Raw genomic sequence first — 13774 nt, 5'->3', positions numbered from 1 at the left:
TTTATTTATTTTCAATGAGACTCTTCGATTGCGCTCAGAGTAACACTTAATTTCAATTGATGAGATCCTGAATCAAGTTCAGGATGACAAATCAAAAATTTATCACCATTCCATGTTTGGGTAAGTGCGTTGCATGTATTGTAATTCAGCTAACATATACCCTAAATGCTCTGTATGAATACCCTCTTTACCTCCTTTTTGAAAGTACTTAGACTCAGGTACCTGAAGTGTTGCTTCTTCTAAAAGCTCACTGACTTGTCTATAATAGCTATCTTTTAATTTAGTAACATCTACGCCAATACCTTCTGCAATCATAGCTTTATCTGCTTCAGTTTGATGAAATAATTCATCCGTATAGGTCCACAACGCATCAATCGCTTCTTGCATTTTACCTTTACTTTCTTCAGTACCATCACCTAAACGCTTTACCCAATCTGAAGAAAAACGTTCGTGATAGCTCACTTCTTTGATGCTTTTATTAGCAATAGCAGAAAGTGTTAAATCTGCACTCTTTTGTAGTTCCGCTAAAAAGGCTAAATGATAAACGTCGAATAAAAATTGACGTGCCATAGTGTATGCAAAATCAGTATTTGGTTGTTCTACAAGTAAAACATTGATGTATTCTCTCTCTTTACGCAGCATGGCAATATCATCTTCCGTTCTACCATCACCAGCAATCTTACTGGCATATTGGAAATAGCTGCGTACTTGCCCAAATAAATCCAAAGATATATTGGTGCAGGCAATATCAGTTTCTAATGTAGGTCCATGACCACACAACTCTCCCATTCTTTGTCCGAGAATTAGGCTATTATCTGCTATTCCAAGGATATAATTGTATAAGTTTTCGTTTTTCATGATTACTTCAATTGAGACCTTTCGTATTGCTTCGCAACGTGCTTTAATGAAATTTCTATTTCATCTCTATCAATGCTCAAGGTGACATTTAGTTTCTTCTTTTGATGAGATGCCGAAACGAGTTCAGCATGACAAAACAGAGTTTTTCTTACATGTGCTTCACTTCATCTGGTAAATCGTAAAATGTTGGGTGACGATAGACCTTGTCTTGAGCAGGTTCAAATAATTCTCCATTGTTTTCTGGATTTGAGGCTGTGATATTTTTAGATTCTACAACCCAAATGCTAACACCTTCATTTCTTCTAGTATAAACATCTCGCGCATTTTCTAGTGCCATTTCTGCATCTGTAGCGTGCAGGCTTCCACAATGCCTGTGTTCTAATCCGTTTTTACTTCTAACGAAGATTTCCCAAAGTGGCCAGTTTTTTTTGTCAGACATAATTTAGTTTTTATTATTTCATCTTGTTCTCGATACAATTTTCATTGATTTCGACTTCGCTCAATCTAGTAAAAAATCACTCGAACTAACGATGAAATTACACTGCTTGTTTTTCTTTTCTGTTTTGTTTCTTTTCTGCATAAGCCATTGCTGCATCTCTAACCCATTCTCCGCGTTCCCATGCTCCGACTCTTGCCTTCATTCTTTCTCTATTCATTGGACCATGGCCTTTTACCACTTGCCAAAACTCGTCCCAATCGATTTCCCCAAAATCATAACTTCCTCGTTCTTCATTCCATTTTAAGTCTGGGTCTGGGATTGTAAGTCCTAAAATATCTGCTTGTGGAACCGTTTGGTCTATAAATTGCTGACGTAAATCGTCATTAGACTTACGTTTTAATTTCCATTTCATAGATTGTTCCGTATGAATAGATTCCGCATCTGTTGGCCCAAGCATCATTAAGCTTGGCCACCACCATCGGTTTAAGGCATCTTGAGCCATTTCTTTTTGCTCTGGTGTGCCATTACATAGTTTTAGCATGATTTCAAAACCTTGACGTTGGTGGAAACTTTCTTCCTTACACACACGAATCATCGCACGAGCATAAGGTCCATAAGACGTATTACACAATGGTACTTGATTGATAATTGCGGCTCCATCTACTAACCAGCCAATAGCTCCCATATCTGCCCATGTAATAGTTGGATAATTGAATATTGAAGAATATTTTGCTTTACCTGTGTGCAATTGCTCATACATTTCATCTCTAGAAATGCCAAGAGTTTCAGTTGCTGAGTACAAGTATAATCCATGACCAGCTTCATCCTGTACTTTCGCCAACAAAGCCACCTTTCGTCTTAAAGACGGTGCTCTTGTAATCCAATTGCCTTCTGGCAGCATACCTACAATTTCAGAATGCGCATGCTGAGACATTTGACGAATATGGGTTTGGCGATACTTCTCTGGCATCCAATCTTTAGGTTCAATTTTTTCGTCACGTGCTATACGTGCTTCAAATTGTTCTTCGAGATTTTTTATTTGTTCATCACTCATTTCTTTTAGCTTTTTGGCTATTAGCTCTTCGCTTTTAGCTAGTGAAACTTATTTTTCTTTTTTCAATATATTTAAACGTCAAAATCGACCACTACTTTATCTGAAGTTGGTACAGCTTGGCAACTTAAAACTAAGTTTTGTGACACTTCTTTATCATCTAAAGCATAGTTTATTTTCATTTCTACTGAGCCATCTTTGACTTCACATTTACATGTACTACATACGCCTCCTTTGCATGCAAATGGTAAATCTGCTCCAGCTCCAAGTGCTGCATCCAAAATATTGTCGTATTCTTTAGTCATAGTAAAAGAAAACTCCTTACCGCCATCTACTATAGTAACTTCAGTTCCTTCTACATTTTGCTGCGCTAAACGCTCAGCTCGTTTTATGTCTTCATCTGACAGTCCTTTTACGAACAACTCAAAATGCACAAATTCTTTCGGCAAACCTGCCTCTATTAAATAGTTGCTCACATATTCTACCATTTGCTCTGGTCCGCACAAAAAGACTTCACTTGTATCTGGAATATCTATGAATGTCTTTGTTAAAACCTGCATTTTTTCATCATCAAAACGACCATTGAACAACTCTATATCCCGACGCTCTTTAGTTAGGAAGTAATATATTTCAAGTCTACCGAAGTAGGTATTTCTAAGTTGCTCTAGTTCTTCTTTAAAGATAATGGATTTAGCTGTCTTATTCACATAAAAAAGCTTGCATGTAGAATTAGGTTCTGCTTTTAAATGTGCCTTTATCATTGACAAAACAGGTGTTATACCACTTCCAGCAGCAAAAAACAGATAGTTTTTAGCTTTATTTGGATTGCAATCCACACCAAAAGTTCCGCTTGGTGCCATCACTTCTAGTGCATCTCCTGCTTTTAGTTCTGAATTAACAAAGGTTGAAAATTTCCCTCCTGGAATTTTCTTTACGGCAACTTGCCATTTACTTTCCGTTGGGCATGAGCATAATGAATATGAACGCCTAACATCTTCGTCATTAATATCTGCCCTGAGGGTTAAATGCTGACCTTGTCTAAACTTAAATTCTTCCTGCAATTCCGAAGGAACATCAAAAGTCACCACTGAAGTATCCTCAGTTTCTTTATATATATCTGCAACTCTTAAGTTGTGAAATTCTGCCATTTCCTGTTAAAGATTAACAAACTAACAATTGTTAGTTTACATGACAAAGTTAAGAAATTTAAATCAGATTCCCATATCCATGGGCATGACAATTAAATTGAATCCTCAATGCTCTGTATTGAGGAGTTTATTTTCAACTATTTGTTAATTCCATCTATCAAAATTTGATTGAGTGTATTAGATAATTCCTCAAGGTTTAAATCTTCCTTTTTTGGAATCCAAATGTAAAGTGATCTAAGTGTTGTTAATATAGAAAACATCATAACTTCTGGGTTAACATCTACAATCTCGCCAGATGCAATTCCTTCTTTAAGAATGCCCCTAAAATCGTCCTCATAATCCACACGTAATTTCTTATAATAATCGCGCTTTGTTTTAAGATGCATCCAATCATTATTTAATGACGCCATCCCATAAATGTTCTGACTAGATATCCTTACATGCAATTGTATAATTTGTTTCAACTTCCCAATGCAATTCTCCCTAGAAGATTGAATAATATGCATACCTTCAGTAAACTCTTCTGCTAAAGAGATTATTATAGTATCTAATATGTCTTGCTTTGAATTAATATGGTTATAAAGACTCGCTGCTTTAATTCCCATTTCTGAAGCAAGGTCTCTCATAGTTACTGCACTATACCCCTTTTCTTTAAAAAGTTTTGCAGCTACTCTTATAATTTCTTCTTTACGTGTTTCTTGTTTCAAAAAACTATAGTCTTTTATTATTCGTAAATTTAAACAAAAAGAACCTATGGGATTTTTAGATTTTATTTTTGGCGCCAAGAAGCGTCGAGTTGAAGAATTTTTAGAAAACGGAGCTGTTATTTTAGATGTTAGAAGTCAACGTGAATGGGATGCTGGGCATATCGAAAACTCTATTCATATTCCAATTGACGAATTAAATGACAGAGTTGAAGAAGTAAAAAAACTTAACAAACCCATTATTGCATGTTGTGCTAGTGGTGTACGTTCTGCCAAAGCTGCCAAGTTTTTAAATCTACACAATATCGAAGCAACCAATGGTGGTGGTTGGGTGAATTTAAAGAATAAACTATAATTTTATGTCTTGAAATGCCTCTGGTGACCTAATCGGGTTTTCATTATACTCTAATGTCCAGCCTAAAGAATTTGTGAGAATGTAGAATTTAGCAAGCTCACTTATTAACCTATTCTTTGCGTTTGATTTTAGATCAGAAGCTTCAATTTTTTTCATTAAAGAGGTATTGACGGTTTCTTTTATTTCGTTGTAATCGTTTGCTTCAAACTGATTTAAAAAATCTGCTTGTATGTCGTAATATTCAAAATCTGGACTTATTTTTATTTCTTCCTTTGGAATACTTAAAATCCGTAATGTTTTGGTGGCTTCATCAATTTGGTATTCAATTCTACTCAAATCGTAGGCAATGGTAACATCTGCATTAACAACTATAAGCGCTTTCTTTTCCGCTTCAATAAAATTACCAAAAAGCGCTTTGGAATTTTTATAGCTAAACACCTCACTAAAATGCCCTTCGGTAACTACTAGCTTACCTACGTTTTTAATTTGCTCTTGTATTAAAGCCGTGTTTTCTTGAAGAATAATTTTATCCTCTTTTCTATCACCACAATACTTGAAAGTGAACAAAACAACTAATGTAATAATGACTCCAAATAATATTTTTCGCATATGCTAATTTAAATATTTAAAGTTGTAAATGCACCTAACGCACTATTTGAATTGTTTATTTTTCTATTATTCTGTCAACAGACAACAACCATATGAATTAACAATTGATCACATAGAGTTAATCGACAGGTTTAACTCTAAGTATTTTGTATTAAATTACAGTTTCATTTGTTCTACTAATAAATTTAAGATGATTAAATACCTCAGCATTCTAGTATTTACTTTATTCTCTGTATGTATTTATGGACAAAAAACAACATTCCAAAAAAACGCAAATAAAAGAGCTAAAGGGTTGGAACAAATTCTCAATAAAGAAGGTGATAGCTTAACCTTAAGGAGTGAAAAAACCATCAGCCAGGTAGATATTTTCAATGATGATTACATGAAAAGCATTGATGTAAACGGCAATGAAACCAAAATTGACCTTAGCACTCTACCTCTAGGTAAATTTATTGTTCAGGCGAGGTTAGACAGAAAACGCATTGTAATGTATCTTGAAAGGCACGAATTCTTTAAAGAAAAGACTGAGCTCAATGTGAGCGACGAGCCTACAATTGCCTCAACCATTCTTGAGGAAAAAAAATTAGAGAGCCCAAAAACGACAACAACAAAACCTGAAAAGAAACCTGTTGTCAGTTACTGGGTTGTATATGAAAGCAATAGCGGCTCTGGGTCCTATAAGTCTATGAGTTTAGAGCGCAAGGAAGTTGTATCTGAAATGATCTCAAAAAACAAACTAGAATTAAGTACTGAAATTGGTAAAAACAATAAGTTAATTGTTTACGAAGTCTATAATACCTCAAAGTTTATGCGCAAACAATTGAGAAACCCTAAATATTTCAACACATCTAAATCAAAATTCTTTAATGTTGACCCGTATTACGTTTCACCAAATCACGATGTTATTGTTCAATAGACCAATAGAACACACTGCTTTTAAATCCCGTTTTTCTGCATTACAACGAGCAGTATAGCTACTCAGCTAAAAAAAATGCAATGTATCTTAAGTTTTAATTTACATTCTGCACAATGCTGTATTTTAGTTAATTACAATATTGCTTTTCCTCAAATTTATTTAGCGATATTCAATTAATCCATTTTTTGATGCTTAAAAACTTTCTGCTATTAGTTTTTACGTCTTTGGCTATGCTTACATACGGCCAGAAATCTACGCTATTACAAAATATCAATTACAGGGCTAAAGAATTAAAGCACAGCTTGAATAAAGATGGAGATAGTCTAATACTACAAAGTGAAAGAACGATCTACAGCGTAGAGATTTTTAATCAGCATTATGAAAAACTTGTCCAAGTTGGCAGCAACGAAGTTAAAATTCCATTACACGGAACACCCTTAGGAAGGTTGGTTGTACAGGCTAAGATGATTGACAAGCGCATATTAATGACCTTACAGAGACACGACACCATAAAAGCAAAACCTATTGAAGTAAAACCTATTGAAATAGCTAAGGCGAGACCAAAAGCCATAGGTTTACCAATTGTTAAATCCCTTCAAAATATACGCCTCGCAACATTAGATGTACTTCCAGAGTTTTCTGAACAATTAAATCTAGATATTATCACAGTCACCATACCTAAGCCTGAAATTAAACTTACTTTAGTTAATGAACAAGAACCAATAATTGAGAAAGAAGAAATTGAAATCATTGATTCTGTTGTGCTTAATGAGGGTAACACCAATCTGATACCCAAACCAAAAACCAGTTTGTCCGGTATGTTAAACTGGAAAGCCAAAAAACCTAATACCAGCAATAAGGTTTTCTGGATTGCCCATATTGTAAATAGCGGAACTACATCTAGAAAGAGCATGAAATTGGTCTCTCAAAGTGAGATTGATAGGATAATCGCTAAGCACAAAATTGAAAGCAAAACAAATCAGGGGAAACTAAATAAATTAACGGTTTGGGAAGTATATGACACGGTTAAGTTTATGCAAAAGCAAGCTGAAAACCCTGACTATATCAATTCTGCAGTGTCTAACCTTTTTGACGTATCGCCTTATTACACCTCATCAAAATGAATTCTTTAACGGTAAATTTTACTGTTAAATGCTTGTATTTTAGGTTATAATAATCTCTTTTTTCTGCTTTACATCGTAATTGAAAGTGAATCAACTAAAAAAAATGTAAGACATCCTAAAAATAGTCCACCTCATTAGTATCATTTTAACTTTATAATACAGCTAAGTCATTTTTTTTTTTTTTTTGATTTAAGTCTGAAGATTACATACCCTCATATCTAAAATGTGAATATTATGGCTATTAAAATATACACACTGCTTATGTTGGCTTCAACACTTATAGGTTATGGCCAAAATGTAACATTACTAAAAAACTTTAATCCAAAAGTTAAAGAACTCAAACACAGTCTTAATGAGAGTAGAGATAGCTTAAATCTCATTTGTGAAAGCAAAATTGTTAAAGTTGATATTTATAATGAAGATTATGAAGAAACTTTCGAGATAGAGGATTTTCATTCTCTAATACCGTTACAAGATTTGCCTGAAGGTAAATTTGTGGTAGATGTACAATTAGTGGATAAAATTGTAGAAATGCATATCATAAAGCACCAAAAATTAGAGGAAGATACAGATAGTGCTCTTAATAAAGATGATATTATTGAAGGCAATGGAATGATGCTAGATGAAGAATTTAACGTTATAAAAAACTCGCCGAAAATTAGTGTCGAATTCCTTTTAACAGGATCAAAGAGAAAAAAATCTGTCAACAAAAAGCAAAAATTTTATTGGATAGTTCTTGAGGTTTGTAATGGAAGTAATTCTTATAAAAGCATGAAATTAGTCAGTGAGAATGTCGCCGAAAAAATGATTTCAAAAAACAAGCTAGATGCAAAAACTGATTTCGGAAAACGAAATAAATTGACGGTATGGGAAGTCTATAATTCTTCTGAGTTTATGAAAAATCAAGTTGCAGACCCAAACTATATCAACTCTACATCATCAGACTTTTTTAATGTAGCACCTTACTATACTTCTACTAAAAATCTAATTGCGCTGCAATAGTAGAAATCCTAGACTCCTTAACAGCAAATCACAAAGTTTTGTCAAATAAAGCGCAAATTTTTAGCTTTTGGTTAACTTAGTTGCACTAAGTATAACCAAATTATGAAAGCTAAAACACTGTTAAAGCTATTTTCAATTTTCGCTTTAGTTGCATTTACATTTTCGTCTTGCAATGACCAGAAAAAAGTAGATTTTGAGTCAGAAAAAGAGGAAATTCTAAAAATGCACAATGCCCAACGCGATTATCATTTCAATAAAGATTCCATTGCATTTGCCAATCAACTTTCCAAAAATTTCATTTCAGTAAATAGAGGCGAGATAAGCTCTCCAAAAAAAGACAAAACCATCTCTAGATATCATGGTTATTTTTCAAGTGTAGAGTTTTTAAAATGGGACGATGTGTCTGATCCTATTATTAAGTTTTCAGATGATGGCTCAATGGCATATACTATTGTAGATAAGATTGTTGCCGTTTCCCATGAAGACGAAAACGGAAATCCTACGGAAGGTCAAACACATTTTGCTTGGACAGCTATTTACAAAAAATATGGAGACCAATGGAAAATTGATTGTGTTACATCTACAAACAAACCTATTGAAGAATGAAAGCGCTAAAACACATACCCATTCTCGTTTTCTGCCTTTTGCTTTTGCAATGTGGTCCTGACCCAACTATTTCCGAAACATCTGATTCTGAAAATGCAACTTTAAGTCAATTTCAACAATTAGATGGTCGCCACCAACTACACATTACAGATAACGATGAACCTGGAGAAAAACTTTTGGTTTGTGCCACTCTTGTGAACAAAGCCAATAAGGATTATTTACCGAATCAAAAAGTGAGATTTTACCATACCAATAATGAAGGAGATTATGAACCTGTAGATAATGGAGATGAATCTTCCGCAAGACTCAGTGGTCATGCATATTCAAACATAGAAGGTAGAATTTATATAGAAACTATTTTACCAGGAGATTATGGTAGTTCGGAAAACAATCGTCATATCCACACGACTGTTTTTGGAGCCAAACCAGAAGCCTACGACATTAACTTCAATCAATATACTGGTACTATGGGCAGAAATTTCATTAATGGAAGCGACCAACACTTTTTAGCAGATCTAAAACGCACTAAGGACAGTACATTGGTTTGCTTTATTACAATAGATGTAAAAAACCCCAATACAAACGATGCAAAGGATTAGTAGCATAAAAAATATCATCTATGCACTTTTCATTTTTAGTGCTTTTTGTGGTTGTTCTTTAGCTGGCAAATCCAAATCAACAAAAACAATTCAAAAGAATCCTAGTAGAATTCTATTTGTTGGCAACAGCCTTACTTATACTAATAATCTTCCTAAGCTCGTAGAAACGTCAGCTAAGGAAAAAGGCATAACCATTGAAACCAAAATGATAGCTTTTCCAAACTATGCCTTAATAGATCATTGGAACGATAGATCAGTTCAAAAAGAAATAGAAACAAAACAATATGACTTTGTTATAGTACAACAAGGACCTTCTTCCAAAGATTTTGGTAAAGATATTTTAGTTATTTACGGCAAAAAGTACAGTGTTTTGTGTAAAGAAAATGGTGCGCAATTGTGTTATTTTATGGTTTGGCCTTCACTGACCTATTACAAAACTTTTGATGGTGTTATTAAAAACCACAGGGAAGCATCACGATTAAATAATGCCATTTTGCTTCCTGTTGGTGAAGTTTGGAAAGCTTATTTTGACACAACAGAGAATTTCGATTATTACTCTAATGACGGTTTTCATCCCTCATTAAAAGGAAGTCAAAAAGCTGCTGAAGTTATTGTAAACTATTTGTTCAACAAATAATATAATATCTTTATAACTCTAATGGAATTGAAATAGAACGGGATTTTGACTATTAAAACATCAGCCGAATGAAACAAAAAGGATTTATAGACATTAACCAGTCGTTAGATAAAGTTACTGAGCTTTTTGCAGACCCAAAAAACCTTAAGGAATATCAAGATGGGTTTATAAAAAAGGTACATGTAAGTGGTGATGAAGGTCAAACAGGAGCCATTGCCAAGATGTACTACAAACATGGCAAACATGACATGGAGTTAACTGAAACCATAACCAAAAACGAATTACCGCACACATTTGAAGCCCATTACCATCATAAACATATGGACAACACCATGAAATGTAATTTTACTGCATTAAATGATAACCAAACCCGTTACGAATATGAGTATGAGTACACGCGCATTGATTGGGTAATGCCAAAACTTATCGCCATTCTGTTTCCGAGCATGTATTAAAAACCAGCTGAAAAATGGCTGAGACAGTTTAAGGCTTTTGTTGAAAAGCAATGAGTGAATAATCGTGAAGTCTTTATATGAGAATAACAAAAAAAATATTTAAATGGGTTCTCTACCTTTTACTCATCCCTGTAAGTTACCTATTAATTTCTTTGATTCTGACACTTATAACAATAGACCGAAATGAAATTGCTACTAATGGCGATAAGACCATATTTTTGGGTACAAATGGCGTTCATTTGGATATTATTATACCAATAAAGAATATAGATAGTTTAGTCTTATCCGGAATTAGACATTATCAAAACGAAAACTATTTATCATTTGGTTGGGGAGATGAGAATTTCTACATCAACACACCTACTTGGGGAGATTTAACCCTTAGTAATGCCACTAGAGCGATGTTTTTAAAAAGCACAACATTAGTTCACGTAACACGATATAAAAAACAACGAACAGACTGGGTAGAAATAAAAGTGAATGACGCAGAGCTACAAAAACTCAATTCATATTTACTTAAAACTTTTAAAACCAAAACAGACGGCACAAAGATTATGCTAAAAGATAAAGGCTATTCACCAATCGATGATTTTTACAAGGCCAATGGCAACTATTCTTGTTTTAATACTTGCAACAGCTGGGTAAATACAGGATTTAAGGAAAGTGGGTTAAAATCTTGTCTTTGGACGCCTTTTGACTTTGGATTATTAAATAAGTACAAATAAGAACTATAACCCAAATGGCTATGGTTTACCAACCAAACAACAATGAACAGACTACACTTCTCAATAGATATTAAAGCGGAAAAATCCAAAATATGGAATGCACTCTGGGATAACGACTCTTATCGCGATTGGGTAAGCGTTTTTTTTGAGGGTTCATACGCTGTGACAGACAACTGGAAAGAAGGCAGTACCGTACTATTTCTCGCACCAGATAAAAGTGGCATCTATAGTATTGTTGAAAAACACGTTCCTAATGAAGTTATACAATTTAAGCATATCGGAACTGTAGTAAACGGCAAGGAACAACCCATAGATGACGAAACAAAGATATGGTCTGGAGCTTCTGAAATTTACAGACTTGCAGAAGGAAAGAACAGTAACACACTCGCTGTTGAAATAGATGTTATGGATGAGCATTTGGATTTTATGAAGAGCACATTTCCTAAGGCGCTAGATAAGATTAAAAATAATTGCAGCTAAGATTATACATAATTCAACCTAGCAAATTCGTACTAATATTTGTAACTTATCCCACTAAAAAAACCATCCTTTATGATATCAAGATTTTTTAAGATTTCTAGCGCCTTTTTAATTCTGCTTTGTGTTTTAGCTTGTTCTAACCCTAAACAAGAAACGGCAACATTGCTTATTTATGGAGGCACGATTTATACTGTAGATTCCACTTCAGTAACTGTAGAAGCTGTGGCCACCAATGACAATAAAATATTATTTGCAGGAAGTCTAGAAGAAGCTGAAACCTATAAAAATGAGCAAACAAAACTTATAGATTTAAAGGGTAAAACCATGACACCTGGTCTTATTGAAGGCCATGGACATTTTATGGGCTTGGGTTATAATGAACTCAATTTAGATCTTATGAATACGACTAGCTACCAAGCTATTGTTGATGCTGTGGCCGAACGCGTAAAAACAGCTCAGCCAGGTGAGTGGATTGTAGGTCGTGGTTGGCACCAAAGCAAATGGGATAGCATGCCTGCAGAAACGGTTCATGGGTTTCAAACACATCATTTATTGAGTGAGGTTTCACCAGATAATCCGGTTTATTTAAAGCACGCAAGTGGACATGCAGGTTTTGCCAATGCTAAGGCTATGGAAATAGCAGGTTTGCAAAATTTAGCTTTAGATGGCGTAAAAAAATACGAAGTTGAAGGTGGCGAAGTACTTGTAGATGCCTCTGGCAGACCAACAGGTGTTTTTAATGAGCGTGCACAAACATTAATTACACAGCACATTCCAGAAAAGACATCACAATCAGATGCCAAAGCTTTTCAATTGGCTGTTGAAGCTTGTCATAAAAATGGCATTACCAGTTTTCATGATGCTGGCATTGGAAGAGAAACCATAGCGCTTTACGAAAAAATGAAATCCGAAGGTAAAATGCATACACGTATTTATGCGATGCTTACAGGGTGGGAAAAAGACTTACTTAACGATTGGTATAAAAAAGGCATTATGGTAGATGAAGATCACCTCTTCACCATCAGGTCCGTAAAATTAAACTGTGATGGTGCTTTGGGCTCGCGTGGTGCATGGCTTTTAGAACCGTACTCAGACCGACCAGATCATTTTGGCCATGAAACTTTGCCTATGGAATTTGTAAAGGAAACTTCCTTAAATGGACTTAAACATGGTTTTCAGGTATGTGCACATGCCATTGGCGATCGTGCCAATAGAGAAATTCTAGATCGATACGAAATGGCTTTTAAGGAGCTACCAGATATGGCTAACAATCATAGGTTCAGGATAGAGCATGCACAGCATTTACATCCGGAAGATATTCCACGATTTGCAGAAATGAATGTCATACCTGCAATGCAAGCTGTACACATGTCTTCCGATAGACCTTGGGCGATTGATCGTCTAGGCGAAAAGCGAATAAAGGAAGGTGCTTATATGTGGCAAGATTTGTTACAAAGTGGAGTGCCAATAGTAAACGGAACAGATGTTCCTGTAGAGCCAATAAATCCTATTGCAAGTTTTTACGCTAGTGTCAGTAGAAAAACTTTAAAAGGTACTCCTGAAGGTGGTTATGAACCTGAGCAAAAAATGACAAGAGCACAAGCCTTAAAATCTTACACTTTAGATGCAGCTTATGGTGCATTTGAAGATCATATAAAAGGTTCGATAAGTGTAGGTAAACTTGCCGATTTTACCATTTACGATCAAGATATAATGACAGTTGGAGAAGAAAAAATTCTAGACACCAAAGTAGTGATGACTATTTTTGATGGAAAGGTAGTGTATGACAACAAAAAATAAAAAAAACACTAGTTTCCTTCTCATATGAAGGCCTAACTAATGTTTAATAGTGACTACTATCGCTACAAAAATAGAATGCTTTTTACACTAATGTATTACCAAAACTTTACTAATATGTTATCGGTTTTTAAGCATTAGGCATGAACGTCTAATAACCAAACATAATCTTCATAAAACAGCAAAAAGAGAATTTCTTTCAACATAGTTTTTGGTTTTATGACGATAGCTTAGGTCTTTTATCTTAAAAAAACGTTATATAACTAAGT

General features: G+C 34.5%; 17 protein-coding genes. 11 read left to right on the top strand and 6 right to left on the bottom strand.

The window, feature by feature from the left end; all coding sequences use genetic code 11:
- Window positions 1-102: 102 nt before the first annotated feature.
- The 5 genes from paaC to ACQ65V_RS07620 form a co-directional block, all read right to left on the bottom strand.
- Window positions 103-858: a 1,2-phenylacetyl-CoA epoxidase subunit PaaC gene (paaC, locus tag ACQ65V_RS07640; protein ID WP_430467471.1), complete on the bottom strand. Its 756-nt coding sequence runs from the start codon at window positions 856-858 to the stop codon at window positions 103-105.
- Between the two features lie 148 nt (window positions 859-1006).
- Window positions 1007-1297 carry a 1,2-phenylacetyl-CoA epoxidase subunit PaaB gene (gene paaB, locus ACQ65V_RS07635; RefSeq protein WP_430467470.1) on the bottom strand — a complete coding sequence of 97 codons (291 nt, stop codon included), beginning with the start codon at window positions 1295-1297 and terminating at the stop codon, window positions 1007-1009.
- Window positions 1298-1394: 97 nt separating this feature from the next.
- Entirely contained in the window at window positions 1395-2351 is a 957-nt protein-coding gene (gene paaA, locus ACQ65V_RS07630) for a 1,2-phenylacetyl-CoA epoxidase subunit PaaA (protein WP_430467469.1), read from the bottom strand.
- A gap of 71 nt (window positions 2352-2422) precedes the next feature.
- A complete protein-coding gene (locus ACQ65V_RS07625; RefSeq protein WP_430467468.1) occupies window positions 2423-3496 on the bottom strand; it encodes a 2Fe-2S iron-sulfur cluster-binding protein in 1074 nt (357 codons plus the stop codon).
- 137 nt (window positions 3497-3633) lie between these two features.
- Window positions 3634-4203 carry a TetR/AcrR family transcriptional regulator gene (locus tag ACQ65V_RS07620; RefSeq protein WP_430467467.1) on the bottom strand — a complete coding sequence of 190 codons (570 nt, stop codon included), beginning with the start codon at window positions 4201-4203 and terminating at the stop codon, window positions 3634-3636.
- 46 nt (window positions 4204-4249) lie between these two features.
- On the opposite strand from ACQ65V_RS07620, the gene ACQ65V_RS07615 reads away from it, so the two are divergent.
- Window positions 4250-4555: a rhodanese-like domain-containing protein gene (locus tag ACQ65V_RS07615; RefSeq protein ID WP_430467466.1), complete on the top strand. Its 306-nt coding sequence runs from the start codon at window positions 4250-4252 to the stop codon at window positions 4553-4555.
- On the opposite strand, the gene ACQ65V_RS07610 is transcribed toward ACQ65V_RS07615, so the two are convergent.
- Window positions 4550-5164: a DUF4230 domain-containing protein gene (locus ACQ65V_RS07610; RefSeq protein ID WP_430467465.1), complete on the bottom strand. Its 615-nt coding sequence runs from the start codon at window positions 5162-5164 to the stop codon at window positions 4550-4552. The genes ACQ65V_RS07615 and ACQ65V_RS07610 overlap by 6 nt on opposite strands.
- A gap of 190 nt (window positions 5165-5354) precedes the next feature.
- Here ACQ65V_RS07610 and ACQ65V_RS07605 point away from each other — a divergent pair, with 190 nt between their 5' ends.
- From ACQ65V_RS07605 to ACQ65V_RS07560, 10 genes are all read left to right on the top strand, one after another.
- Window positions 5355-6080: a hypothetical protein gene (locus ACQ65V_RS07605; RefSeq protein WP_430467464.1), complete on the top strand. Its 726-nt coding sequence runs from the start codon at window positions 5355-5357 to the stop codon at window positions 6078-6080.
- Between the two features lie 188 nt (window positions 6081-6268).
- On the top strand, window positions 6269-7204 hold the full coding sequence (locus ACQ65V_RS07600) for a hypothetical protein (protein ID WP_430467463.1): 936 nt from the start codon (window positions 6269-6271) through the stop codon (window positions 7202-7204).
- Window positions 7205-7438: 234 nt separating this feature from the next.
- The gene (locus tag ACQ65V_RS07595; RefSeq protein ID WP_430467462.1) at window positions 7439-8206 is read left to right on the top strand and encodes a hypothetical protein; all 768 of its coding nucleotides are present in this window, start codon (window positions 7439-7441) and stop codon (window positions 8204-8206) included.
- Window positions 8207-8308: 102 nt separating this feature from the next.
- The gene (locus ACQ65V_RS07590) at window positions 8309-8812 is read left to right on the top strand and encodes a nuclear transport factor 2 family protein (protein WP_430467461.1); all 504 of its coding nucleotides are present in this window, start codon (window positions 8309-8311) and stop codon (window positions 8810-8812) included.
- Window positions 8809-9411, top strand: a complete 603-nt coding sequence (locus ACQ65V_RS07585) for a hypothetical protein (RefSeq protein ID WP_430467460.1) — start codon at window positions 8809-8811, stop codon at window positions 9409-9411. The genes ACQ65V_RS07590 and ACQ65V_RS07585 overlap by 4 nt, the downstream gene beginning before the upstream one ends.
- Window positions 9398-10048, top strand: coding sequence for an SGNH/GDSL hydrolase family protein (locus ACQ65V_RS07580; RefSeq protein WP_430467459.1), 651 nt, complete (start codon window positions 9398-9400; stop codon window positions 10046-10048). Before ACQ65V_RS07585 ends, ACQ65V_RS07580 begins: the two co-directional genes overlap by 14 nt.
- Before the next feature lie 68 nt (window positions 10049-10116).
- Complete coding sequence (locus ACQ65V_RS07575) at window positions 10117-10503, top strand: SRPBCC family protein (protein ID WP_430467458.1); 387 nt, start codon at window positions 10117-10119, stop codon at window positions 10501-10503.
- A 77-nt stretch (window positions 10504-10580) separates the two neighbouring features.
- Window positions 10581-11228: a DUF2459 domain-containing protein gene (locus ACQ65V_RS07570; protein WP_430467457.1), complete on the top strand. Its 648-nt coding sequence runs from the start codon at window positions 10581-10583 to the stop codon at window positions 11226-11228.
- Between the two features lie 42 nt (window positions 11229-11270).
- Complete coding sequence (locus tag ACQ65V_RS07565; RefSeq protein ID WP_430467456.1) at window positions 11271-11708, top strand: hypothetical protein; 438 nt, start codon at window positions 11271-11273, stop codon at window positions 11706-11708.
- 72 nt (window positions 11709-11780) lie between these two features.
- Window positions 11781-13508, top strand: a complete 1728-nt coding sequence (locus ACQ65V_RS07560) for an amidohydrolase (protein WP_430467455.1) — start codon at window positions 11781-11783, stop codon at window positions 13506-13508.
- Window positions 13509-13774 lie beyond the last annotated feature (266 nt).

Source organism: Winogradskyella ouciana (genome assembly GCF_965284585.1).
Lineage (GTDB): Bacteria > Bacteroidota > Bacteroidia > Flavobacteriales > Flavobacteriaceae > Winogradskyella > Winogradskyella ouciana.
Note: the sequence above shows the minus strand (reverse complement) of the source record. Positions and strands in the feature narration are given on the sequence as shown.

Excerpts from the sequence above, each read along its gene's own strand:
- paaC (WP_430467471.1), bottom strand. The coding sequence starts at position 858 with ATGAAAAACGAAAACTTATACAATTATATCCTTGGAATAGCAGATAAT.
- paaB (WP_430467470.1), bottom strand. The coding sequence starts at position 1,297 with ATGTCTGACAAAAAAAACTGGCCACTTTGGGAAATCTTCGTTAGAAGT.
- paaA (WP_430467469.1), bottom strand. The coding sequence starts at position 2,351 with ATGAGTGATGAACAAATAAAAAATCTCGAAGAACAATTTGAAGCACGT.
- ACQ65V_RS07625 (WP_430467468.1), bottom strand. The coding sequence starts at position 3,496 with ATGGCAGAATTTCACAACTTAAGAGTTGCAGATATATATAAAGAAACT.
- ACQ65V_RS07615 (WP_430467466.1), top strand. The coding sequence starts at position 4,250 with ATGGGATTTTTAGATTTTATTTTTGGCGCCAAGAAGCGTCGAGTTGAA.
- ACQ65V_RS07610 (WP_430467465.1), bottom strand. The coding sequence starts at position 5,164 with ATGCGAAAAATATTATTTGGAGTCATTATTACATTAGTTGTTTTGTTC.
- ACQ65V_RS07605 (WP_430467464.1), top strand. The coding sequence starts at position 5,355 with ATGATTAAATACCTCAGCATTCTAGTATTTACTTTATTCTCTGTATGT.
- ACQ65V_RS07600 (WP_430467463.1), top strand. The coding sequence starts at position 6,269 with ATGCTTAAAAACTTTCTGCTATTAGTTTTTACGTCTTTGGCTATGCTT.
- ACQ65V_RS07595 (WP_430467462.1), top strand. The coding sequence starts at position 7,439 with ATGGCTATTAAAATATACACACTGCTTATGTTGGCTTCAACACTTATA.
- ACQ65V_RS07590 (WP_430467461.1), top strand. The coding sequence starts at position 8,309 with ATGAAAGCTAAAACACTGTTAAAGCTATTTTCAATTTTCGCTTTAGTT.
- ACQ65V_RS07585 (WP_430467460.1), top strand. The coding sequence starts at position 8,809 with ATGAAAGCGCTAAAACACATACCCATTCTCGTTTTCTGCCTTTTGCTT.
- ACQ65V_RS07580 (WP_430467459.1), top strand. The coding sequence starts at position 9,398 with ATGCAAAGGATTAGTAGCATAAAAAATATCATCTATGCACTTTTCATT.
- ACQ65V_RS07575 (WP_430467458.1), top strand. The coding sequence starts at position 10,117 with ATGAAACAAAAAGGATTTATAGACATTAACCAGTCGTTAGATAAAGTT.
- ACQ65V_RS07570 (WP_430467457.1), top strand. The coding sequence starts at position 10,581 with ATGAGAATAACAAAAAAAATATTTAAATGGGTTCTCTACCTTTTACTC.
- ACQ65V_RS07565 (WP_430467456.1), top strand. The coding sequence starts at position 11,271 with ATGAACAGACTACACTTCTCAATAGATATTAAAGCGGAAAAATCCAAA.
- ACQ65V_RS07560 (WP_430467455.1), top strand. The coding sequence starts at position 11,781 with ATGATATCAAGATTTTTTAAGATTTCTAGCGCCTTTTTAATTCTGCTT.